Source organism: Foetidibacter luteolus, assembly GCF_009650435.1.
GTDB classification, from domain to species: domain Bacteria; phylum Bacteroidota; class Bacteroidia; order Chitinophagales; family Chitinophagaceae; genus Foetidibacter; species Foetidibacter luteolus.
Genome location: NZ_VVIP01000016.1, coordinates 136,436 through 161,901 on the forward strand (window position 1 = coordinate 136,436; position 25,466 = coordinate 161,901).

A 25,466-nucleotide genomic window follows, 5' to 3' on the forward strand; every position below is an offset into this window, starting at 1 on the left:
ATCAGAAAACTTAAAAACATTGATATGGCAACAGAATTAGAAACCGCTAAAGTTGAGCAGTACAAGCAGGATGGCCAACCGGCATTGATGGAAGTACCTGCCCTGGAGGCCTCCCTTACCACGCTGGCCAAACAGGGCGGCTTTGATTTTTTGGAAGCTGTTGTAGATGGCGCCGATAACCTTAACCCCGCCCGTAAAGCAAAACGCAATATCTTTTTAACAGACAACAGCAAAAAACAACAGCGCAACGACCTTAAGAAAAAACTGCAGCTTTGGATTGACCTGCTTACCCAAAACAATAACGTAGAAGAAATGAAAAAAACGGCCAAGGGTAAAGCCGCAACTGCAGAAAAATTGCTGAAAGGCAACCTGAAAAAAGCGTTGGACGCAACCAGGGAACTGGAACAATCTTACCGCTCTGTTCACCTGTTTTACAAAAACACAGAATCTCCAAAGCTAAAGAACGTGGCCCTGCTGAATGCCCCCATGGAAAAACTGACCGACCTTGATGAGCCGGCTTTTATTGAGTATGTAGACAGGGAGCTTACCAACAACTTTGACCGCCTTGACATGCGTCACAACTATAGCCTGATGGTTATTCCCGGCTATCTAAAATCCAACACCGTTGTTGACAAATGGGCAAAAATGGCTTACCGCAATAAGGTAATGCTGGTAACAGATTTTGAAAACATAGAATCGCCGGATGATGTGCTGGATATGTTTACAGATGCCAACCTTACCAGCGGCGACCCGCATAAGGCCAACGTGCTAATGACCTGCAATTACATAGTAGGTCGTGGCAAAAAAGCAGAAGTGGGAGAGGAAGAAGACCTGTTTGTGCCGGGCTCTGCCGCACTGGCCGGTAAAATGTACTGTACCAAACTCTCTCAACCTGTTGCCGGTAAAACCTATGGCTGTATTGACGAGGTGGATGCCGTTCGCTTCGACCAGAAGAAAGGTGAAATATCCGAACTGGAAAATGTAGGGCTGGTACCCATGGTAGGGGAGTGGGGCAGGGTAATGCCTTTCTCCGCCAAAACATTGTTTACGGGCGATAACCTTGGTATGCAAACGTATTCCGTTGTGCGTGTGTTCGATTTTATTGCCAAGGTACTTTCAGACTTTCTTAACCGCCGGGCATTTGAACTGTGGAATGTTAAGATGGAAAAAAACCTTAGGGGCCAGATTGTTAAGTTTCTGGATGGCATACAGGGCCCCGATAAGCTGATCGAGAAATTCCAGATTATCCGGTTCGAAAGGGATGAAGAACAGAAAGACCGCATTTTCCTGGATATACACATCACGCCGTTCTTTCCTGCCAAGAGCTTCCTGGTTAAACTGGATGGCTACAAAGGCGATGACGGTGAGGAATGGAAGGCGCAGTTTAAGCAACAATAAAGTGTATGTCAACTCTTCGATAGAGAAGAGTTTTTTTATTTAAGCAGTTATGTGGGACGGACTTTGGGTGCTACTATTAAGCGTCCCTTGTGTCACTCACTTGTACTGAGGCAATTCTATTCACCAATTGCCTCAGTAGCCCGCCCTGAGCAAAACGAAGGGCCTTGTTCTCTACGCGGCAATGTGCATCAGCCAAAAAGCAGCGGGCAGCTTAATATCAAAAAAGCAACAACTTGCTTCCGTAACCCTGCTGTGATTTTTCAGTAAATATTCAGGTAAAATCACGGTAAATATGTTTGGCCAAATAACTAACTTGGCTATTCCAATTGCAACGGCTTAAATAGAAGATATAAAGCACGGATATATAGTTTGCACCTGGTTAATACCCGCTTAAATGCCGCCCAAAGAACCGAACGATGAACGGATTGCGACGCAACAGGCGATGCCATAAAAAATGCAGCCGGTATCATGAATAAGAGAGTGGGTAGTGGTGAATGGGCTTCTTCTACATTGTGCAGGTAACATCTTACATGTATAAATCTAATATCCCCCGAAAGTTGAAAGAAACAAAAGGCAACCGCCCAAAACAGGCCGGGTATCTTTTAAACACCATAGTTAAAGCCGGTATAAAAGCTAAAGAATGATGACGCTTAAATTTTTCTGGATATATATAGGTGTGTTTTTAACCTTTTCCGTAGTCCTGGTGGCTGTTGTAAAACAGTTTTCTTCAGCGTTTGCAGGCGGGGGCAAGAAGCCTGTTATCTTCGGTGGCTTTTCGGCTGTTGTGGCATCTTTGGCTGCCTTTGCTTCAACCTATATTGGAGATCACCTGTTTACAGTGTACTGGGCCTTTGCCATTGTTTTTTTGTTGCTGGGCATTGTGCACATGGCGATAGTGCATAAAAAATATTTTTATGCCAGCTCGCCAGAGGCAAAGTCTAAAATGATATTGGGCGAAATACTTTTTGGCCTTTCTGTAATATGCTTTACGGTGGTTATTTTTTCATCACTGCAACGCTTTATACAGGACAAGCCTTTCCTGTTTTATCCCATGCTGTTAAGTACGCTTACATTTTTTATTCCGTTTTTATTTGTTAATACGTTTGAAGCGGCGTACTCCATACCCAAAGCGGTATTTAAAACCTGGCAGTACCCGCTGGATGGCCAGATTGACCTGCCCGATGAAAACCCAAGGGAAAAATTATATGTTATTGGTTTTGAAATAGCCAAGAAAGGCACTGATGTAAAGAAAACCTACTTCCGCGCCAAGGCGCCGGAAAATATGACGCTGGGGGATCTGTACTATCATTTTATCAACGACTATAACGATGCGCAAAGCGAAACGCCCATACAGTACGCGGATGAAGATAAGGATTCTCATTTCTGGTGGTTTCGCCGCAAACCCAAGTGGTACCAGTGGCAAAAAATTCTTGACCCTGAGATTACCGTAAGGGAAAACGGCATTACAGAAAACACAGTAATTATTTGTGAACGCATTAAACCGGCATAGCCTGAATTATGAGGGATAATCTTAAACATTTCCCGGTAAACTGGATAGATGGAATGAAGATTGGCAAGCATCACTTCATTCAGCAGGATAATGCCTGGAAGTCTGCCCTGTACGATGCCTCGTCGCTGATGGTTTCACCGGTGCGTTACGGTGTGCTGCCTTCATCCGCAGCGGGTGAAGATACTTTTAACGTAAGGCTTTCGCTGGATAACCAGAATACATTGCGTGTTTCCGTTCATTCCTGCCAGGCAGTTACGCCCGGCGGCATACGGATAAACCTGCCCGTTTTTAATACATCCGCAAATGACGACGTTGATGGCGTACCTGCCACTTCTTTTCCGTTTACGGAAGGCCGTACAGACACTACCTGGTGGGTAGTACTTACCGTACACCCTTACGATACCCGCCCCGCAGGCAGCCCAGACCTTTCAGAAAACCCGCCCCGCTACCCTTACCTGCTGCCGCAGTACGGTATAGAAGTGGTGAATGAAAGCCAGTACAGCCAGTTTGTTAACCACCCGTATGCGCTTACCATTGGCAAAGTAATGGCCAGCGGCAGCGATATACGGGTTGACCAGGATTATATACCTCCCTGTTTTTCCATTAGTGCGCATCCTGACCTTACGGCGCTCTTTACCGAGCTTGACAGGTTTCTTTCAACCCTGGAAGTGCGCTGTACAGAAATAGTACAGAAAATTTACCGCAACAACCAGCAAAACGAAATCTCGCAACTGGTGCTTTTCCTGTGCGACCGCATGGCCCTGCACCTGGCGCAAACCATTACCCACATGCGCTGGCTGATGATACATGAGTCGCCGGCAGCGCTGTTTGCATCTGTAGCCAGCCTTGCAAGGGTGATGAAAAATACAATTGACCTGCGCATTGGCACCGGTAAAGAGGAAATGATGAACTACCTGGTGGAGTGGTGCGAACTTAAACAGGGCGAGCTGGAAACCATGCTTTCCAACCTTGCCAACATACGATACGATAACAACGACATTAACAGGAATATTCAAAAAGTTACCCAGTTTGTAAAAATTACGGCCAAACTTTTTGATACGCTAAGCAAGCTGGATTTTATAGGCAAACGTAAAGACAGCGGCATATTTGTTAAAGAAGAAACCACCGGCAACAGCAATGTTAACCAGCCGGGCAAACCGCCCCGCAGGCGCTTTTTTGAATAACTTTTATAAACGCATGATATGACACCTTTAAACAGCCAGGAAAGAAATAGGGCCTTCGCCAATTTTCTGCTCTTTTTTATTATTACGGTGGCTGTTATTATCACCGTAGTGTTTTTTAGCATACAGGTGCCGTTTAAGCAAAATGAGCAATTGCGAAAAGAGATGGCGTCTGTTGAAAACGAACGTTTGCAGTTGGGCGTATTCAGGATAAAAATGGAAGAAACCATGCACCTGCTGGATTCTGTTGGCCGGGTGGAAAACCCTATACTGGTAGATGATAAAATAGACAAACAGATACGTGAAATGGCAGCCATGATAAATGATTCCATGTCTGTAAAGAATATCTATACCGGCATTATAACTACGCTGGCTTCCCTGCAATCTGCCAAACAGCAGTTAAGAAAAGGAACGGATAAAGATGCAACCGTTAATGAATACAAAGAACAACTGGCCAATGTACGTGCAGAGCTAACCGAATGCAAACGGGCTTACGACCAATACCGCTTGCAATCCCGTTAAACTTAAACAGCTAATAGCCATGAAGTCTGATTTTATTTTTACCCGCAGCAGGTTGGGGCTTGACGTAAAGGTTTGGCTGGTCATGCTCTTTGTAGTAGTGCTTTGCATGGGGTTGTTAAGCTACCGGGTTATCAGCAATAACCGCAATAAGCCCTGCGTAGCAACAGAAGCCATTATCAACGGGCTTAAGCACCGGCCGGAAAGGATATACAACATCAACGAGTTGCTTTTGTTTAAGGCTTCCACATCTCCGCACAACGATATTGTGTGGGATTTTGGCGATAACACAGCACGTAAGGAAGGTTTTACAGCCAGTCATGTATTTAAAAAGGCAGGCATATTTAACGTTACAATTCTCGTAAATGGTAAATGCGATGATGTAGCGATGGTAACCGTAATAAAACCCATAGACGTGGTTCGTGACAGTGTAGGCAATATAACTGATTACATCGTTGGCCCCGAACAGGGCAGGGTGCTTGAGTCCGTTACTTTCACTACGCCCTTAAAAGCAAGCACTTACGAATGGACGATTGAAAACCGGGATGATATTAAGGTGAGGACAGATAAAGAAGCAACCTATAGCTTTAAAAACTCAGATGTTTATACGGTTATCTTAACGCTGGATGGCAACCCGGCTAAAAAGTACCGCAAAAGCTTTGTTATTATGGAAGTGCCCGGCGCATCCAATGCCGGCGATGAAGTGATAAAGCCCAAGAAACTCATTAAAGACGAATATCCTGTTATAGTGCCGGAAGATAAGCCTGAAGTAACTGCGCCGCCGCCTGTTGTAGCGCCACCTGTAACGGGTAAAACGGAACCCGAGCCGGAAGCTAAAAAGTTCAGGAGAATAAACGACGACCTGCTGAAGATAATGTTGGAAGAATTGATAAAAGGCAATAAATCGCCGGCAGACTTTAATGCCTACCTGTGCAATGGGGAAGGTACCCAGGTGATAGAGAATGATAAAGTGTCAACCTTTGCAACATTATGCGCCAACATAAAAGGCAAAAAAGTAGAGCTTAAATCTGTAAAGCAGGGGCGCCTTAATGATTGCATCAACAGCCTTACGGTAACGTATAAGAAAAAGGGCAAAGTGCTGGGCATTTTTTAGCAGGTTAAAACGGCTGCGCCGTTTTATGTTAAAGGGTTGGATACCGGCGTCCGGTTCCTTGTAGCATCGTCCCTTGCGTCGCAATCCTTTCATCTTCGGTTCTTTGGGAGGCATTTAAGCGAAGGTTGCACCACCGTCAGACTTTACTATTTGTTCTAAGATATATTAAGGTAACAAACCACTATCCTGTTTACAAGCCCTGAATCAAATAATACAAACTTATCCTTTTCAGCCATGAACAAGAGCAGACTATATACTGTTGCTATCTTGCTTCTCTTCAGCACCGCAACTCTCGCCCAGGAAATAAACGGGTTTAAAATTTTTGTATCGCAGAGTGCAGATACCTACGTCCGCTTCAACTCCAAGATAACCAACTGGAAATTTGTGGGAAAGGACGGGTATCCGTATTACTCCATCCAGAACGTAGGTGAAAAAGGCATGATGCTAAGCGCAAAAAAAGAACCTGGCGAAACATATTCATTGATAGTGCTGGAAGGTGGCCGCCAGCATAAATTCTTCCTGGTGTACAAAAAAGATCTCTCCGATGATGAGATGAGTTACGATTACCAGAACCTGGATGCATTGAAAAAGCTGGTGCAGAATTATCAGCCGCCAGCTATAGAGCAGCCTAAAGCTGCCGAGCCAGCAACTACCCGGCCAGCGGTAACACAACCCGCCGTAAACCAGGCCGTAAACAATACACCAGCAATAACGCCTGTTGTTACATCTAACCCGGAAACCCAGTACAATGAGTTGGTTACTAATGCCAACAGGGCTTTCAACGAGAAAGATTATATAAAGGCAAAAGAAATATACTTACAGGCAGATAAACTAAAGCCGGGCCAGGCCTGGGTAACAAGACAACTTGGTAAAATAGACGAACTGGCACAACAGCAGCAGCAGGCGGAAGCCAACGCAAAAAATGAAAAGGCCTACCAGGACTATATAACCATTGCTGATAAAGATTTTACCGCTGGCGCTTTTGATGCCGCCAAAGTTGGTTATAACCAGGCACTAAGTATAAAACCAGGCGATGCCTATGCCGCTTTAAAAATAAAGCAGGCCGATCAAAAAATAAGCGACCAGCAGGCGCAGGCCGCTTTAAACGAAAAGAAAAAGGCCGAGGCTCAAAAGAAAGAGGCTTATCAAAGCCTCGTAAATATTGCCAATGCAGACCTGGCGAAAAAGGATTACGAATCTGCCAAACTTGGTTTTGAACAGGCGTTGCAGCAAATGCCAAATGATGCTTACGCGTTATCAAAGCTTAATGAAATAGAGCAGCTTAAAAAGAATGCCGCTAAAGAAGCGGCTTTTAAACAAACGAAAGACGCTTACAACAGCCAGATGCAAACGGGCGCCAATTACATGAACAGCCAGATGTTTGATGATGCTGTAGCGGCTTTCCAGGAAGCGTTAAGGTTAGTGCCCGGCGACCAGGAAGCACAAAAAATGATTAATAAAGCCGGCCAGGAGAAAAAGGCATTGGCTGCAAGGCGGGAAACAGAGCGTATAGAAAAGGAGAAGAATGATAAGCTTAATGAAGTTCTGAATCTTGCCAATAACGCGTTTGAAGCCGGTGAATATGAGTTGGCAAAAACCAAATACAGGGAAGCATTAACATTAAAGCCGGGCTATGCGCCTGCTTCAGAAAAGCTTGCTGCTATAACAAAGAAAGAAGCGGAAATAGTTGAGCAGAAAAACAAAGAAGCGAAGGAAGCGGCAGAAAAGCAAAAGTATGCCGGTGTAATTGCCAAGGCTGAAGATGCTTATACCAAACAGGATTATGATGCGGCCATAAGCCTTTACCAGGTAGCTGCCTCTATAAAACCGGCAGAGCTGCTGCCCAAGGAAAAGATTGAGCAGCTAAAGGCTGAGAAAAAAGCAAAGGAAGAAGCCCGGCTGTTGCAGGAGAAAATTGACCGGCAGTATAAAGCTGCCATGCAAAAAGGGGATGCGGCTTACAAAAGCAACCAGTTTGCCGCAGCGGAAAAAGCTTATGCCGAAGCCGCACAGCTAAAGCCTGCGGAAAGCATTGTAGCCACTAAGCTGGCTGATGTGCGTGCCAAACTTGTTGAAATAGCAAGAATTGAAAAACTGAACAGGGATTACGATGAAGCCCTGCAAGCCGGTGATAGCCTGGCTTTTAAAAACAACAATTTAAATGCGGCCCTTGTTTATTTTAAAAAGGCCGTTGAATTAAAGCCGGGTGAAAGCTTTGCGCAAAAGCGTGTTGCTTATACTGAAAAGCAACTGGGTATAGATTCTGCCAGCCTGGAAGCCAAAAGAAAGCAGGATATTTACGATGCCGAAAAGGTGAAGCTGGATGAAGGGTTGGCTTACTTTAAACTGGGTAATGAGCAGGTTACATTTAAGAAGTATGAAGAAGCCCTGGAGTCGTACAGTAAATTCCTGGATACCAATATTGATACTTCCATCATTAACATTTACAAAACCAACAAATACGAGATTAACTTTGCCAGGGAAAGGGTAAAAGGCCTTTACCCGATTGTAGAAAAAATAAAGGCCTCAAGAAAAGTGGAAGCGCCGCCTCCTGTAGAGGAGACAAAAGGAAAAAAGAAAAAGAAGAAATCATAATGTAACAGCAAAGCAATTTAAGTGCTTAGATGAGTTTGGCACAGATGCACTTGTCTTCGATTTGCCCAGTAGAATTCCCGGACGTACAAGTGAGTGACACAACTAAAGCATCATAGTAGCAATGCAGTCCGTCCCCAAAAAAGTAAACCTCCAATTTGTGTAACAAATAATAGCGCCATGAAGTACAGGCTATTTTTTATTTGTTTAGTTGTTAGCTGTATTATATACAAGCCATGCCGGGCACATGATATTGTTTTTTGCGGAGAACGCATACCGGTTGAAAATGGTTTTATCGCTTCAAAACTGATGGATGCCATACGCAGGCAAATGCCCAATGTTAACTTTCCTTCGTTAAGCCGCAGGGCAAGGGAAAACTTTCCTGTTGTTGAATACTACTTAAGAGAAACTGGTCTGCCGCTGGATTTTAAATACCTGGCTATAGTGGAAAGCGGATTTCAAAACATTACTTCCAAAGTTGGCGCCCGGGGCTTTTGGCAACTGATGCCGGAAACGGCAGTAGAAAAGGGCCTTACAGTTTCTTTAGCTAAAGACGACCGTGATAACATTCATAAAGCTACCTATGCCGCATGCAGGGTGCTGGCTGAATATTACCTGCTTATTAAACGCAATTACGGCATATCATCGTGGGTGTTAACCGCGGCTGCCTATAACCTGGGCATTGGCCGTATAACAAAAGCCATTAACCGCCAGGGGGCAGATTATTTTTCCATGAGCCTTAACCCCGAAACCGCCGCTTACGTGTATAAGATAATAGCTGTTAAGGAACTGTTTGAATACCCGGAGCTGTACATGAAAGACTTTGGCTACAATGTATTTACCGCCAGCCTTTCATCGGTAACGGATGTAAATGTGGATACTACCGTTTTTAATTCCATGACGCTGAATGTGAAGGAAAATGATGGCAACCACCCGGCAAGCGTAGTGGTTAGTGAGAAGGTTAAAACGGGCGAACTGGCGGGCAATGCTGTTTCTCAGCCGGTACAACAGCCGGCTTTGGAAAAATCAACTTATGTAACGGCAAGCATAAAAGGCAAATACAAAGATTTTGCCGATGGTGAAACCATTTATATAGTGCTGCAGCAAAACCTTGAAGTTAAGGGCAGCTTTAACAGCAAAGGCAACGAACTGCTTGCCAAGGGCTGGGTAATAGATGGCCGCGTATATGTTGACCTTGGCTTTGATGACAGGGATGTTGTTGTGTTTGATACCGACTACCGCAAGGGGCTGCTGCTGTCTTCACTAAAGAATAAAAAAACAATACTGCTTAAGGTGCTGCAGGAGGAGTGAAACCATTATAGGTTTTGCTTTTTCTTGTTGTCATTATTACTCTATGCCCCCCACGGCAGGAACATCCATTAAACATCGTTGTGTCACTCACTTGTACGCTTTGTCCGCTATGCGGCTTTTCCCGCAGAGTAGGGCCGTGTGGTCTGCTTAGTGCCGTACTGTATCTGAATGAATGGTTCTTTATAAATCTGTTATATAATGCGGGAACAGCCACATAGTAATCCAGCCGCCGAAGTGCGACGCAACGGAAGCCTCATAGCAGCAGTCCTGCCGGGTACATAAAAATTCTTCCTGTTTACCCAAAGGGTAAACTGTTATTTATACAGGTTGTAACGCACACCCAAAAAACCTCTTATGCCCTGTAGGGAAGCATAATTGTACTCAGTGTCAAACGTATAGCCATTGGGGTTGTTAACCGGGTCGTTAATGTGTTTGTCAAATGGGTCAAATGGGCGCATCAGAGCATATTTGGGTACAAAGTTGAACAGGTTTTTAATGCCCCCATACAACTCCCATCCCCTGGCGAATTTTTTGGTGATTTGTATGTTGCCGATTAAAAACCAGGGAGAGTATTCAGGGCGGTAATCGTTGCGCTGTACGGGCAGCCGCATGGGGCCGTTAAACTGGCCGGTAAGGTCAACCATAAAGTTTTGCGGAAAGGTATAGGTAAGGGCAAAGTTGCCAGACCATTTAGGCGCATGCAACTGAACGATGCGCTGTAATTTTCCGGCAGCATTTCTTTCCATTTGATAAACATCCTGGTAGGTAACGCCAGCCATAATTTTAAAGGGAAATGCAAAGCTGATATCTGTGTTAAGCGATACCCCTTTCGAGATGGCATGGCCCCTGAGGTTGTCGTAAATGATTTTGTTAGGGTCAGTGTCAAAGTCGCCAATAATCTTGTTGGTAAAGTAAGAGTAGAACGCTGTAACATCCAGCCCTATTTTTCCGCCGGAAGTGGGTATGTTAAGCGCATAGTTAAGGTTGCTGTTATATGAGCGCTCGGGTTTAAGTTCTTCCGCTATCACAACCTGCCTGGCGCCTGTTAAAGCAGCGTGGTCTTCTGTAAAAAGGTTAACTACCCTAAAGCCGGTACCAAAGCTCAGCCGGAATGTGTTGTTTATATCCGGCGAAAACTTATACGCAATCCTGGGCGAGTGTATGTTGCCATGATGTTTATCATAATCATACCGGTAGCCGGTAAGCAGTTTGTGTTTGTCGCCAAGCCTCCATTCATCCTGTATAAAAATGCCAGGCAACGGTGTGCGGGAAGGCTGATTTTTTGTGCCGTTGGCATCTGCGGTGGCGGGTGTGTTATCATCGTAATAGGTGTAACGGTAAGAGCCGCCCAGCAACAGCATGTGGGCAGTTCCTATTTGTTTATCCCAGTAAAGTTGTGCAAAGGCAACCTGTTGGTTGGCATTATAAGGTGTAAATCCATACCAGCTATCCTGCTTATGCCAGTTGTAAGATAGCTGCAGCATAATTTTTTCTTTAACCGGTAACTGGTAAGCGCCAATCAGTTCCCAGCGGTTGGTGTAAACACTTTCACCATAAATGCTGTCGCTGCCACGCCATAATTTGTTCCAGTTGGTCTGGCCGCCCCAGCGGTCTTCATTTACATAGCGTAGCCCAATGCTGGCAATGCGGCTGTCTTTACGTTCAAAGCTCCATTTGTTAAACAAGGAAATACGCTTTTGCAAAGTAAGGTCTGTAAAGCCATCGTTGTTGTTGTCAATAACCTGGTTGTAGTTAAAGAAGTTAATGCCGGTTAAGCTTTGCGCTTTACCCGTGTTTATGCGTACAGCCGCGTCAACATTGTATTCCTGCCAGGTGGTGCCCATTACATCCACGCTTACTGCCGGTGCTTTTGCCGGGTTTTTGGTAATAACGTTAATAATGCCGCCCATCGCTTCAGAACCGTACAACGAAGCCGCAGGGCCTTTTACAACTTCCACTCTTTCAACAATGCTGTTGGGTATTCCGCTAAGGCCATATACGGTTGACAGGGCGCTTACTATCGGCATGCCATCAATCAGTATCATAGTATAGGGGCCCTCCATGCCGTTTATGTGTATATCGCCGGTGTTGCACACGTTACAGTTTAGCTGGGGCCTTACGCCGTTAATCATGCCAACAGATTCAAACAGGCAGGGGGAGGGGTTCTTTTGAAAAAATTTGGGTGTAAATACTTCTACCGGTATCGGGCTTTCTGTACGGCTCATGGCTTTCATGGTGCCCGTTACCACTACTTCGTTCATGGTTGTGGCTTCAGGGTTTAGTGTTATATCAAGCTGCAAATGCTCGCCGGCTTTTAAGGTAATGCGTTTGCTGTAGGCGCCAAAACCAACGGCGCTGGCTTTTAAAGTATAAATGCCCGGTTCTATGTTGTTGATGCTGTAATGCCCCATGGTATCGCACATGGTGGCTATGTTGGTGGGCGCCAGCATTACACTTGCCATCTCCAGGTTGCGCCCTTCGGCATTGATGCGCCCCGAGACGGAAGCCTGCTGCGAAAATGCTGCGGTTGCTGTCCAGGTGAGTAAAAAAAAGAGTACAAAATATTTCATAACACATCGGTGTTTTACAAGGCTTTAATTATTTTTTTAGGCTCGTCTAAAAAAATAATTAAGTAAATCTAACAAAATATTTTAGAATTCCAAATGCTGTTAAAGAAAATTTGTACCGGCAGAAGAGTAATTATGTTACCGGCAGAGGTATTTCATGGGGACTTCGTTGTGTCACTCACTTGTGCGGCCGGTTTTTCATGGCAGCTTTTCAGACCCGGGTAGAAGGCTTAACAAATGTGACCACTTAATAAGTACGATTTACGAAGTACGAAGTACCACAGGTAAAAGCTTGCAGGTATATAAAAAGGTGGGAGCAAAGTACTTCGTACTTCGTAAATCGTACTTAAAAAACAGATTGCCCGCAAGCAATCGGCTCTTTTCGCTTTATCCCCGCAGTTCAATCACTTCGCAATTTTTAATATCGGCGCCATCAATAACAAAACGTATCAGCGTACGCACTTTATGCCAGCCCTGCCTTCCCGCGGCGCCGGGGTTCATGTGCAGGCATTGCAACTGCGCATCGTACATTACCTTAAGAATATGGGAGTGGCCGCAGATAAACAGCTTTGGCTTTTCCGTTTTAATAATGCTTTTAACACCCGGTTTGTAGGCAGGCGGGTAGCCGCCTATATGCAGCATCAGCACCTTTACCTCCTCGCACATAAAAACTGCCTGTTCAGGGTATTCGTTTCTTACATCAGGCCCGTCAATATTGCCGTACACGCCCCGCAGCGGTTTTGTTTTTCGTAAAGTTTCGGCAACGGCAATGTTGCCAAAATCGCCACCATGCCAAATTTCGTCGCATTGCTCAAAATGCCTTAATACAGCTTCGTCCAGGTAACCATGTGTGTCTGAGATTAGTCCTATTCTTTTCATAACTGCCGTGCCTGTTAAAACAGGTAAAATTAAGTTTATCTAACTTTATGGAACGATTGTTTACGATGGGCGGCTGGTATTGCCTGCAGCCCTGATAATCTTCTTTAAATGCCACATTATCAAAAGGCCGGAGAAATTCCACACAAGCGCCATACACAGTTTCGCAAGCCGGACGGGGATTTGTATGCAGAGCAGCTTTTTAGCACCGAAGGTTTCAGCAGCGATTATTCACTGCTGTACCATTGCTATGCGCCTACCGTCATTATCCGTACCGATACGCCATACAATGTTCAGCCCCGCGTAGCTGAAGAAAAAATGCTGAAGCACCGAAGCTTTGAAGGTTTTTCTATTAAACCGGCAGACGATTTTTTACAAAGCCGAAAACCGGTGCTGGTAAACAATGATTGCTATATTTCGCTGGCGGCGCCGCGGCAAAGCATGAAGGATTATTTTTATAAAAACGCAGATGCCGATGAGATAATCTTTGTTCATGAAGGTTCGGGTAAACTGCTTACGCAGTATGGCGAACTGCCGTTTGGTTACGGCGATTACCTGGTAGTGCCAAGGGGTACCATTTACCAGGCAGTTTTTGATGGGGAACAAAACAGGCTGCTGATTGTGGAAAGCTTCAGCCCGGTGCGGTACCCTAAAAAATACCTGGGCAAAAACGGACAGTTAATGGAGCACTCGCCTTATTGTGAAAGGGATATCCGGGCGCCGCAATCATTGCTTACCATTGACGAAAAAGGCGATTACATTATTAACACCAAAAAGAAAGGGCAGATGTACCCCATTCATTACGGCTACCATCCTTTTGATGTGATTGGCTGGGATGGCTGTTGCTATCCATTCGCGTTTAGCATTCACGATTTTGAGCCCATAACCGGCAGAGTGCACCAGCCGCCGCCGGTACACCAAACCTTTGAGGCCAACAATTTTGTGGTGTGCAGTTTTGTGCCGCGGCTTTTCGATTACCACCCGCTAAGCATACCGGCGCCTTACAACCACAGTAATATTGACAGTGATGAAGTGATTTACTATGTGGACGGCAATTTTATGAGCCGCAAAAATGTTACCCGTGGCATGATAACCCTGCACCCGGGTGGCATACCCCACGGCCCACACCCCGGCGCTGTAGCCAAAAGTATTGGCGCCAAAGAAACCAGGGAACTGGCTGTAATGGTAGATACTTTTCACCCATTACAGCTAACGGTTGAAGCGCTGGAAATAGAGAATGAAAACTATACAATGAGTTGGGCCGAATAATTGAAGGCAGGGGGGTGAATAGCATACTTGCACTGTCATGTTCCGGCGGAACATGACAGTGCTTCACCGTGGATACAGGCAAAGCATGCCCTGTAACACCGGTTGCGTGTTAATTTAATGCTGTCCAGTTAAGTTAGTAAGTAAGAAAAAGTTTTCTACTGATAAGAGTTGAAGCAACAGTTGGTTAAATAAGGGGTATTCAGATGTTGAAAAAGGGGAAAAAACATACAGAGTTTGAACGTTTTACATAAATGCGTAAATTGCGGGCCTGCCTTAAAAAAAAGGCCTCCTGTAGAAACAGACGACCTCTAACGATTGCTTGCCATATGAAAAAGTTCGAAAATTCTCTTTGTTGTTTGAAAGTTTTGTGGCCTTTAATGATTGCTTAATGCTTGTTGCCTGCCGTGTGATATGATTGTTCTTAACTTTCTGATGTAAAAGTAACACGGAAGTTTGCGTTGGAAAAAACAACTTAGAAGTGATTTATTTATGCCAAAAAGGGTGAACAAGCCCGTAAACCCTTAGTGGCATTGTGTTTAAGGAAAAATTGTTTATGATGTCTAACAGGTTTACAGATGCGTTATTTACATTGATTAAGTCTCTTGAAAAGTCTGAAAAACGGCATTTTAAGCTGTACATAAAACGAAGTTCTGCCAATGAAGAGCTTAAAATTGTACAGTTGTTTGATGCGTTGGATAAGCTGGATGAATATGATGAAAAATATCTCTCCAAAAGATTGTCGCCTATCACCAAACCGCAGTTGGCTAATTTAAAAACGCATTTATACAAACAGTTGCTGGCCAGCCTACGCTTGCTAAAAACCACCGAAAATATTGATCTTCAGCTAAGCGAGCACCTCGATAATGCCCGCATTCTCTACAATAAAGGTCTTAAACTACAGGCGCTTAAAATACTGGAAAGGGCCAAAGAACTGGCCAAAGCCAACCAGAAAGCCAATTTCCTGGTGCAGTTAATTTCCCTGGAAAAAAAGATTGAAACCCTGCACATTACCCGCAGTTCATCTGACAAAACACAAATACTGGCTGCCGAGGCCATGGAAATAAGCAGCCATATAGACAGGGTTACCAAACTCTCTAACCTGGCGCTGTTGCTGTACAGGTGGTATATTATTAATGGCCATGCCCGTAACCAGGCGGATGAAGCCAGCATAAAGCAGTTTTTTAAAGAAAACCTGCCGGAAAACATTACAGGCATTACAGATTTTTACGAAAAACTCTACCTGTACCAGAGCTATTGCTGGTTTGCCTTTATACGCCAGGATTTTTTAATGTATTACCGCTACAGCCAAAAGTGGATTGACCTGTACGATGACCAGCCCCAGATGATTGCTGTGGAAACAGGCCACTACATAAAAGGCATGCATAACCTGCTGAATGCGCATTTTGACCTGCGCAATTTTGAAAAATTCGAAACTACACTAAAGAAATTTGAAGCTTATTCAGAAACAGATATAGCCAATCACCACGATAACTTCCGCATACATACGTTTATTTATATCTACAGCGCCAAAATAAACCAGCACCTTATGCAGGGCACATTTAAAGAAGGGCTGTCGCTGGTAGAACATGTGGAGGAAAAACTTACAAAGTATTCGCTGTACATTGACAGCCACCGGGTGCTTGTTTTCAACTACAAAATAGCAACGCTTTATTTTGGGAGCGGCGATTACGAAACCTGTATTGACCACCTGCAAAAAATTATTAACGGCACCGGCGATTTGCGTATAGACCTACAGTGCTATGCCCGCCTGCTGCACATGATGTCTCACTACGAGCTGGGCAACTACGATATTATAGAATATCTTATCAAGTCTGTGTACCGCTTTATGGCCAAGATGAAAAACCTGACGGTTGTAGAAGAAGAAATGTTCCGGTTTTTGCGCAATTCTTTCGATGTATCTCCGCGGAAGCTAAAGCCTGAGTTTGAAAAATTCCTCGAAAAGATAAAACACCTGGAAAAAAACCGTTTCGAAACAAGGTCATTCGCTTACCTGGATGTAATATCCTGGCTGGAAAGCAAGGTGTACGAGAAACCCATGAGTACTATTATACACGAAAAGTACCTGCAGAGCAAGCACACAGGAACGCCGCGTTATACGCATAAAATAGCCGTGTAATACAATAGGTTTCCGCATTTTTCTATGAGCTTTTTGGGTTTTTGGTAAGGTTTACAAGTTCAACATTCCTGTAACTTTGCGGCTAACAAAAAGCACCATGCACACCATTGAACCGTTTTATAACTGGCGCCATATTTATACTTCGGAAGACGATCCCCGTTCACCTTTTTATGGCCGTACCTACAGTGAGTTTGAGTTTAGCCAAACAGTATACAATTATTATATTCACCCACAGTGGGATGAGTTTGGAAGCCGTACACTGTATATGAAAATCATCTATGCCGATTACGAACTCAATTTTGCCATTATAGAGTTAATAGGAGAGTGGAATGATGCCATTGAAAACGATATCATGACCCTAAAGCGGGATATTATTGATGAAATGATGGCGGTGGGTATTACCAAGTTTATACTGATTGCCGAAAATGTGCTCAATTTTCACAGTGGGGACCGCGATTATTACCAGGAATGGTATGAACAGGCCTCTGAAGAAAACGGCTGGGTTATTATGTTGAACATGCCCGAGGCAACCCAGCACGATTTTAAAAAGAAAAAACTGAATTATTATATTGAGTTGATGGAAATACCGGAATGGCGTATCTATAAACCTTATCACCTTTTTGTAAAGATTGATGGCGAATTGTCAAAACGGTTGAATGTTTAGCCCGCAAAAGCCTATCTACGCTTCGGTAAAAGCCCCATAGCAATCCTGCCGATGAACGGATTGCGACGCAAGGGACGATGCCACGCATTACGTCTGCCGGTACCATAAAAAAACTGTCTTTCCAATCCTCCGAATTTGCAAGCCATGTAAACATTACCTTTGCGCCTCAAAAAATACAAGGCACAGCTTTCCGCTTGCGCGGAAAAATGTTTATGGGCCCGGCAGGAGGAATTACTATGAGGCATCGTTGCGTCGCACTCTTGTACGTTCTGTACATTGCTCAGCAATGTGCAGCAGCCTGCCAGTAAAAAACAGCCCTTATTGACTTATTGACCATTGACTTAATGACTTTACAAGAATGAAATACGAAAAGGAAATCAACCGCCGCAAAACATTCGCCATCATATCGCACCCGGATGCCGGTAAAACAACCCTTACCGAAAAGTTTTTGTTATTCGGCGGGGCCATACAAACAGCAGGCGCCGTTAAGAGCAACAAAATAAAAAAGCACGCCACCAGCGACTTTATGGATATTGAGCGGCAGCGTGGCATATCTGTAGCTACATCGGTAATGACGTTTGAATACCAGGGCTTTTTAATAAACCTGCTGGATACGCCGGGTCACAAAGACTTTGCGGAAGATACCTACCGCACTTTAACCGCCGTTGACAGCGTGGTGCTGGTGGTTGACAGTGTAAACGGTGTGGAAGAACAAACACGCCGCCTGATGGAAGTGTGCCGCATGCGGGATACACCGGTGATTGTGTTTATTAACAAAATGGACCGCGACGGTAAAAACCGTTTTGACCTGCTGGAAGAAATTGAAAAGGAACTGAGGATAAGCCTGCACCCTATGACCTGGCCCATTAACAGCGGTAAAGAGTTTAAGGGGGTGTACAACCTTGACAATAAAAGCCTGCGCCTTTTCGCGGCCAGCACTAAGGCAGATGAAGAAGATACCATTTCCATCACCGATTTGAATACGGAACTGCTGGATGAAAAAGCAGGAGAGCGGGATGCCGCCCAGTTGCGGGAAGATGTGGAACTGATTGACGGTGTTTATGGAGAGCTGAATGTAAGCGACTACCTGGAGGGTAAAATAGCACCGGTATTTTTTGGCAGTGCCGTTAACAACTTTGGCGTAAAGGAAATGCTGGACACATTTATACGCATTGCCCCTGTACCGCGGGACAGGGAAACCAGCCTGCGGGAAGTGGCTGCTGGCGAAGATAAATTCAGCGGTTTTGTATTTAAGATACATGCCAACCTTGACCCCAAACACCGGGACAGGATTGCCTTCTTACGTGTATGCAGCGGCCGTTTTGAACGCAACAAATATTTTCACCACGTACGGTTGGATAAAGACATGCGTTTCAGCAACCCTTACACCTTTATGGCCCGCAGCAAAGATGTAATTGAAGATGCCTACCCCGGCGATGTGGTGGGCTTATTTGATACGGGCAACTTCAAAATTGGCGACACGCTTACCGAAGGGGAAGATTTCTTTTTTACCGGCATACCCTCCTTTTCCCCGGAAATATTCAAAGAACTGGTGAACAAAGACCCCATGAAAACCAAGCAACTGGAAAAAGGCATCAGCCAGTTAACAGACGAAGGTGTGGCGCAGTTGTTTACCCAATTCGGCGGCAACAAAAAGATTATCGGCTGTGTGGGTGACCTGCAGTTTGAAGTAATTCAATACCGCCTGTTGCAGGAGTATGGGGCGGCTTGTGAGTTCCGCACCCTGCCCTTTTACAAAGCATGCTGGCTTACCAGTAAAGACCCGAAAAAGCTGGACGATTTCCTGAGGTTTAAACAAGCCAATTCAGGCGAGGACAAAGATGGCCATCCCGTATACCTGGCGCAAAGCGAATGGTTTTTAAATACGGAGATTAGTAATAACCCGGATATAGACTTTCATTTTACGAGTGAGATACATAAGTAATTAAAAGTAAATTGTATTTTTAGCTCATGCTGGACAGCCTTCTTTTAGAAAATTTCAGATCAATAGGTTTTTTGAATTTGCCTTTGAAGAAGTTTAATGTATTGTATGGGCCAAACGGTTCTGGTAAGTCGTCTGTTGCTTATGCAACGTATGCAATGCGCAATTTTTTTGTAAATCCTTCTCAGCGGTTAGACAGTCTGTTTAATTTGGGATTTATCAACTTAGGAGGATATGAAAATATTACTTCAGAAGGAAATTCTGTTTCAATCTCTTTGACTAAGCAAATTGACTTGCAATCATTAATGCCTGGCATGATTGATGCCGAATTTAAATATGCTCTCAAGCTAAACGACACTTTCCCTCCTTCATCAATTACTTATGAGGTTGGGAATGTTTCAGAAAGTATACTCATAGACCATCCTTATAATCTCTCTAAGAAGATTGAGGTAAAGTTTGAGGATTACAGTTTAACCTGGAATGGGCTTGTTTTTGAGACAATCAATGAAAGTCAAAAAACTCGGTTATTGGTAATTCAACTGAACAAGTTGTTTGAGGAGATTAAAAATATTGAGCTTATTTCCGTCAAACGCGGCTTCTTTTCTCCAATTTTCTCTACCGAGCAGGCAAATGAAGAGGCGTTATTTGCTATGCAAATACGGGATGAAGGAGTAAGTTTTGAGTCAAAGATTGACTATTATTTCAAGCAACTTTTCAATAAAACATTCCGTTTCGTTGCCATACCTGGCAGCACTTCTTTTTACCTCCGCACACAAAACAGCAAAGGATTTACTACCGACCTTGTTAATGAAGGTTTCGGCGTAAACCAAACGCTTTACATGTTAATCAAGCTGCTGAAGAAAAACACTTCCCTGGCTTTTATTGAAGAGCCGGAGATACACCTGCACCCCACTGCTCAAAATAAGCTGGTGGATGTTTTTACAGAAATTGTGCAGAAGGAGAACAAGCAAATATTTCTCACAACACATAGCGAAAACATCGTGTCATCTGTTCTGGCTAAAATAGCTGCCGGGGAACTGGATAAAAACGATGTGCAGTTTTATCTTGCCCAAAATGAAGATGACGAAACAAAAATCATCCCGCAGGAAATTAATGAAAGGGGACAGGTAGAAGGCGGACTAAAAAACTTTATGGAAACTGAATTATCTAACTTAAAAACGATGCTTGGCATTTAATCCGTATGGGCAGGGGATGGCATTTAACCATAGATGAGTGGTTTTATCATTGGTTTGATGATGAGGCAAAACTGCCTTTGGTTTCCGCGCTATTTGATAAAATATATCAGATTTGTGACAAGATAACAATTCAGAAAGGCACACGGCTTGCACGTAAATTTTACGAACTTGTAGATGCATCCTCTATGTACCCACCCAAGAGCCGGGAAGAAGTAAAAAAAATTACCAACCTTTTTATTAAGAACATTGAAAAAGTTAAGTGGGTTGACGCAGTGGATGATTTGCAGGAAGAATTGATACCCAGGCTGCCAAGAAAAGACCTGTACCTGGTTCAGATTTGCTTGCAAACACACGACAAAATTATTGTGACAACGGATACCACACTTTACCATAATTTATTGGACACTAAGCCTGAGTTGGGGATTACTGTATTTATGGCAGAGGAGTTTATACATCAGTATCCCGAGATACCGCGATAGCTTTTTACGTGTCTGTCTCTCTGTGTATTCATTCGTCATTTGGGATAAGGCTTGTTACCTGTTATATTGGTGTTGCACAATGGCGAATAGAGTTACAGGACGTACAAGAGTGCGACGCAACTACAGCCTCAAAGTAATTTCCGCTGCCGGGTTCATAAAGTTTTTGTATCCAAATGCTGGAGGGCATTTAACAAACACCTATTTCACATTGGTCTGGCTGGGTACCGTGTGGCGCCAGCAGGCGTTTTGCCCGGCATAACCAGCAATATAATTGCCTTTACCATAACTTTGAGCGGATGAAATTGCAATACAAGCACCGCGAACTGGCTTTTGAATACCCTTTTACCATATCTAACGGAAGAACAAAAATTCACCAGCCTGCATTAATAACCGCATTGTCACTGGGGCCGTTTACCGGCTTTGGCGAAGCGCCTGCAATTGCCTATTACCAGGTTACCGTTGAGCAAATGATGGAAGACCTGGAGCGTAAGAAAAACTTTGTAGAGAAATTCGCTTTAACAGAACCTGAACGTTACTGGCATTACCTGCACCATTTATATCCCAACAATCCTTTTTTGGTTTGCGCACTGGACATGGCCTGCTGGGACCTGTTTGGCAAAATGAAAGCAAAACCTTTGCACGAACTGTGGGGCACACACTGGAACAATGATGTACTTACAGACTACACCATAGGTATTGATACCATTGAAAACATGGTGGCCAAGATGAAAGCCAGGCCCTGGCCGGTGTACAAGATAAAACTGGGTACACATGAAGATGTGGAAATAATAACCGCTTTAAGGCAGCATACAGATGCTGTTTTTAGGGTAGATGCCAATGCTGGTTGGGAGTACGCGGAGGCGGCCCACAAAATACCTTTGCTGAAAGAACTTGGTGTAGAGTTTATTGAACAGCCACTGGCAAAAGACAACTGGGCCGGCATGAAGCAGTTGTTTCAGCAGTCGCCGCTGCCCTTGCTGGCGGATGAGAGCTGTGTGTTGGAGCAGGATGTTGAAAAATGCCACGGATACTTTCATGGCATTAATATAAAACTCACCAAGTGCAGCGGTATAACCCCCGCATTACGCATGATTAAAAAAGCCCGTGAACTGGGTATGAAAGTAATGATGGGCAGCATGAACGAAAGCGGCATCGGTTCCGCGGCCATCGTTAACTTTTTACCTCAACTGGATTATGTTGACGCGGATGGCCCGCTGTTGCTTACAGGAGATAAAACAACCGGCCTCCATTACGAGGCCGGCAGAATTAATTTAAGCGGAAAACCGGGGCTTGGTATAACGCCCGTTTTGTAGTGTTTTATTCACCGGCAATAAACACCGCATTGGTGAATAGCAGTTTGCCGTTTTCCCAAAAGCTGCGAAACAGTACATCATCAGCAAGGTAAACAACAGAGCCGTTACCCATATTCTGCACACCGAAAATTAAACCGTTCTTTATTTTGGGTTTCAGCTTGCTGCCAACAAAACCGGCTACATAATCTGTTTTTGAAAGTGTACCCACATTCCAGCCTTCTTTACTGTATTCGTAAATGTTGCCATCCTGCTTAAGGGTGTAATAGTAACTGGGGTAGCCAAAGGCCAGTGGGTGGCTGTTATCCAGTTGTACTTTAAATATAGCGCCGGGTATGGCATTGGGCAACTCGTCTCTTTCTCTTTCAGCGTATTTTTTTAATAAAGTAGTGTCTTCTTTATTGTCTTTGTCTTTATCCTCGTCTTTTTTATCTTCTTTTATTTTAAGGCCCCAACCGCCTTCAGCCATTTGATTAACCGCGTTTTCCATAGCTACTATTTTGCCGCCATCATTTACAAACTGTTTCAGCTTTTCGGAGAGTTTGTCATCATCCAGCGCCCTGTAGTTACCATCCGGCATAATAAGTACATCGTAGTTTTTAAGGCTTATGCGGCCAAGGTCGTTGGCATTTACAAGTGTCAGCGGATAGTGTATCACCTGGTCGAAGAAATGCCATACTTCACCGGCTGATAAGGATGAAGTTTGTTCGCCGGTTACGAGTGCTACTTTTGCGGCTTTTACAAAACGGATATCGGGTGAGCCAAAGTCGGCCCCCTTGTCCATAAAGCCGCTTTCCACTACTTCGGGCTGCAGGTTAAACATGGCACAGGCATTATTGGTTATTTCGTTCCAGTTGGCAACATTGTTTCCTTTCAGTACAATCAAAGTACCGGCCTTATACAATTTGTCTTTGTAGGTAAACGCTTTGTCAGAAACACGTACCCGTACTTTATTTTTAAGCAGGTAGGCCAGCAGTTTGCCGCCATCGAACGAGTTATACGGAATCAGAAGGCCGTAGCTGGAGCTTACCTTGGTAACAGCAGGCGCCTGCTTAAAAGGTGCGATATCCAGTTTTTCTTTTGAGGCATAAGCTTTGGCTCCGTATACATACGGCAGCGACCAGGCTGTAATGTCATACGTAACTGAGTCATTCAGTTTACTGGTAGGTTCAAACAACACCCTTGCCATAGCGCCCCGGGGCTGGTAGGCCGAAACTGCTACCTGGTAACCCTCACTGCTAAACGTCTCTTCTTTTCCGGTAAAATAATTGTAGCCTTTAAAACCTGTGTTGCTTATTGTTCCGTATTCAATGCCGTTGCCATCCAGCAGTTTGGCAACGGCCGCGATGGTGTTATAGCTGGGCGAAGTAAGTACATAGGTTTTGTAAATACTGCCGGCAGCATTGCGGGTATCATCGAAGAATTTTTTATATTCTGTTACCAGTTTAGCGGCGTTTTTTGAGGCTGTTTCAACCGTAGATAAACCTGTGGTGTAGTGGTGTGTTGCACGGTCAACCAGTGTAAGCGTATCATCTTCATTGTTCTTAATACCAAGGCCGCCACGTATGCCGCCCTGCTCAAACGTCATACCAATAGCGCCATTGTACAGCGGGTAGGTATCACCATACGAAGGATAAAACAAATCGAAGCGTTCTTTGGTAAAATATAACCAGCCGTTGGCATCAAAATATTTGGCATTGTTGCGGCCAATGAGCGCCTGGAAGTCACGTTGCCATTGTGTAATAACTTCATGATAGGGTTCCGCGGCGGGGGCAAAATAGTAAGGTGTGTTGTAGCCCTGCTCATGAAAATCCACATGCACCTGGGGCATCCATTCGTTGTATTTTTTGATGCGTTGCTGGGTTTCCACTTGTGTTTGCCAGGCCCAGTCGCGGTTAAGGTCAAAGTTGTAATGGTTTGTCCTGCCCTGTGGCCAGGGCTCTATGTGTTCGCGGGATTGAGGATCCGGATTATACTCCATACCCACCATTGAGTTGTACCAGTTTACATAACGGTCTCTTCCATCAGGGTTAATGCAGGGGTCAATAATAACCACTGTGTTTTTCAGCCACTCTTTCGTTTGGGTATTAGATGGGTCAACCAGGGCGTATAAGGTTTTCAGGGCAGCTTCAGAAGAGGCTGGTTCGTTGCCATGCACATTGTAGCTTAGCCAAACAATGGCCGGGGATCCTTCTGTAACAGGCGCGGCTTTGTCGCGGGTAAGGCCAGCCAGGCGCAGGTTGTTTAGCCTTATAGCATCCAGCTTTTGCAGGTTTTCCGGCAGAGCGATAAATGCAATTACCAGGTCGCGGCCTTCATTGGTAGCGCCATATTTTTCAATTTTTACCATATCCGGCCTGGCCTGGGCTACGGCATTAAAATATTCCACAATCTTATGGTGGCGGGTGTAGCGGGTGCCTATTTTGTAACCCAGGTAATCATCCGGGCTTTGTAAGGTTTGTGCAAAGGAAATGCTGGTGTTTAACAAGGCCGTTGCCAGTAACAGTAGTAGTTGCTTCATAAACAAAAAGTAATAGAGCGGTGAAAATATTGAAAGAAAATCCTACCGCCAAACCTGGCGCCATAAGCGTAGGCTGTAAACCCGCATCCCTGTGAATTTTGCCGGTAACAAATCAGCAGGGGCTTTCAGTTGCAGTATTTCAATGCAGCACCGGTCCCGGCTTTTCGCTGCAACTCCGCCACAGGCGCAATCGCACAAGATCTTCAGCGGGGTTTTCGCTTCAATCCGGCAGCCATTCATCAAAATTGCAAAGCCAGGCTTTGCCCGCAGGATAGGGCCCTTGCAACCATCTGTTAGCGCCACTTGCACATTGTAACCTCAAAAAAGCTTCAACCACTTACCCATCAACAGACCGGTAACCTGCAACTGGTAACCGGCAACCGTTCTTCCGGGTAGCTTTGTGATTAAATATTGCCCGCCAACCAAAGCTCCGTAGGAGCGGCTTAACATATCGCACCTACGGCGCTCATTGCAAACCAACTCTTTTCTATCTACTAACATGCCGCCTCTACGAGGCTTTGTTTGTTCAGTGTTCGTTTGTTTAACGTTCAATGTTAGCGCCACTTGCACATTGTAACCTCAAAAAAGCTTCAACCACTTACCCATCAACAGACTGGTAACCTGCAACTGGTAACCGGTAACCGTTTTCCGCGTAGCTGTATGATTAAACATTGCCCGCCAACCACAAAGCTCCGTGGCTGCGATATGTTAGTAGCAGGTATGCCATTACGGCCTCTTTGTAGAGCCTCGTAGAGGCGGTATTTGGGGCAACCTTTTGCAAGAAAGCCCGATCATCATCAATCTTATCGTTACGCACCACCCTGCTTAACATATCGCACCTACGGCGCTCTTTACAAACCAGCTCTTTCTATCTACTAAC

17 protein-coding genes are annotated in these 25,466 nt (G+C 44.6%); 14 read left to right on the forward strand and 3 right to left on the reverse strand.

What is annotated here, in order from left to right; translation table 11 throughout:
- Positions 1–24 precede the first annotated feature (24 nt).
- From F0364_RS05200 to F0364_RS05230, 7 genes are all read left to right on the forward strand, one after another.
- Entirely contained in the window at positions 25–1,398 is a 1,374-nt protein-coding gene (locus F0364_RS05200; RefSeq protein WP_153796702.1) for a type VI secretion system contractile sheath protein TssC, read from the forward strand.
- A 640-nt stretch (positions 1,399–2,038) separates the two neighbouring features.
- A complete protein-coding gene (locus F0364_RS05205) occupies positions 2,039–2,908 on the forward strand; it encodes a TssN family type VI secretion system protein (RefSeq protein WP_153796703.1) in 870 nt (289 codons plus the stop codon).
- An 8-nt stretch (positions 2,909–2,916) separates the two neighbouring features.
- Positions 2,917–4,092 carry a type VI secretion system baseplate subunit TssK gene (gene tssK, locus F0364_RS05210; RefSeq protein ID WP_153796704.1) on the forward strand — a complete coding sequence of 392 codons (1,176 nt, stop codon included), beginning with the start codon at positions 2,917–2,919 and terminating at the stop codon, positions 4,090–4,092.
- A gap of 18 nt (positions 4,093–4,110) precedes the next feature.
- Positions 4,111–4,611, forward strand: coding sequence for a type VI secretion system TssO (gene tssO, locus F0364_RS05215; protein ID WP_153796705.1), 501 nt, complete (start codon positions 4,111–4,113; stop codon positions 4,609–4,611).
- A gap of 19 nt (positions 4,612–4,630) precedes the next feature.
- On the forward strand, positions 4,631–5,722 hold the full coding sequence (locus F0364_RS05220; protein ID WP_153796706.1) for a PKD domain-containing protein: 1,092 nt from the start codon (positions 4,631–4,633) through the stop codon (positions 5,720–5,722).
- A 234-nt stretch (positions 5,723–5,956) separates the two neighbouring features.
- Complete coding sequence (locus F0364_RS05225; RefSeq protein WP_153796707.1) at positions 5,957–8,317, forward strand: tetratricopeptide repeat protein; 2,361 nt, start codon at positions 5,957–5,959, stop codon at positions 8,315–8,317.
- A 177-nt stretch (positions 8,318–8,494) separates the two neighbouring features.
- On the forward strand, positions 8,495–9,625 hold the full coding sequence (locus F0364_RS05230; RefSeq protein ID WP_153796708.1) for a lytic transglycosylase domain-containing protein: 1,131 nt from the start codon (positions 8,495–8,497) through the stop codon (positions 9,623–9,625).
- A gap of 314 nt (positions 9,626–9,939) precedes the next feature.
- On the opposite strand, the gene F0364_RS05235 is transcribed toward F0364_RS05230, so the two are convergent.
- Together F0364_RS05235 and F0364_RS05240 are read right to left on the reverse strand one after the other, a co-directional pair.
- The gene (locus F0364_RS05235) at positions 9,940–12,195 is read right to left on the reverse strand and encodes a TonB-dependent receptor (protein WP_153796709.1); all 2,256 of its coding nucleotides are present in this window, start codon (positions 12,193–12,195) and stop codon (positions 9,940–9,942) included.
- 384 nt (positions 12,196–12,579) lie between these two features.
- A complete protein-coding gene (locus F0364_RS05240; RefSeq protein WP_153796710.1) occupies positions 12,580–13,071 on the reverse strand; it encodes a metallophosphoesterase family protein in 492 nt (163 codons plus the stop codon).
- A 108-nt stretch (positions 13,072–13,179) separates the two neighbouring features.
- Here F0364_RS05240 and F0364_RS05245 point away from each other — a divergent pair, with 108 nt between their 5' ends.
- The 7 genes from F0364_RS05245 (at position 13,180) to F0364_RS05275 (ending at position 22,068) form a co-directional block, all read left to right on the forward strand.
- On the forward strand, positions 13,180–14,337 hold the full coding sequence (locus F0364_RS05245) for a homogentisate 1,2-dioxygenase (protein ID WP_153796711.1): 1,158 nt from the start codon (positions 13,180–13,182) through the stop codon (positions 14,335–14,337).
- 553 nt (positions 14,338–14,890) lie between these two features.
- Positions 14,891–16,474 (forward strand): C1 domain-containing protein, encoded by a 1,584-nt coding sequence (locus tag F0364_RS05250; RefSeq protein WP_306452324.1) that lies wholly within the window; start codon positions 14,891–14,893, stop codon positions 16,472–16,474.
- Positions 16,475–16,571: 97 nt separating this feature from the next.
- Complete coding sequence (locus tag F0364_RS05255; protein ID WP_153796712.1) at positions 16,572–17,138, forward strand: hypothetical protein; 567 nt, start codon at positions 16,572–16,574, stop codon at positions 17,136–17,138.
- 358 nt (positions 17,139–17,496) lie between these two features.
- Complete coding sequence (locus F0364_RS05260; RefSeq protein WP_153796713.1) at positions 17,497–19,083, forward strand: peptide chain release factor 3; 1,587 nt, start codon at positions 17,497–17,499, stop codon at positions 19,081–19,083.
- 26 nt (positions 19,084–19,109) lie between these two features.
- The gene (locus F0364_RS05265; RefSeq protein ID WP_153796714.1) at positions 19,110–20,276 is read left to right on the forward strand and encodes an AAA family ATPase; all 1,167 of its coding nucleotides are present in this window, start codon (positions 19,110–19,112) and stop codon (positions 20,274–20,276) included.
- A 5-nt stretch (positions 20,277–20,281) separates the two neighbouring features.
- On the forward strand, positions 20,282–20,755 hold the full coding sequence (locus tag F0364_RS05270; RefSeq protein ID WP_153796715.1) for a hypothetical protein: 474 nt from the start codon (positions 20,282–20,284) through the stop codon (positions 20,753–20,755).
- Positions 20,756–21,051: 296 nt separating this feature from the next.
- A complete protein-coding gene (locus tag F0364_RS05275) occupies positions 21,052–22,068 on the forward strand; it encodes a dipeptide epimerase (protein ID WP_153796716.1) in 1,017 nt (338 codons plus the stop codon).
- 4 nt (positions 22,069–22,072) lie between these two features.
- On the opposite strand, the gene F0364_RS05280 is transcribed toward F0364_RS05275, so the two are convergent.
- The gene (locus F0364_RS05280) at positions 22,073–24,586 is read right to left on the reverse strand and encodes a M14 metallopeptidase family protein (RefSeq protein ID WP_153796717.1); all 2,514 of its coding nucleotides are present in this window, start codon (positions 24,584–24,586) and stop codon (positions 22,073–22,075) included.
- Positions 24,587–25,466 lie beyond the last annotated feature (880 nt).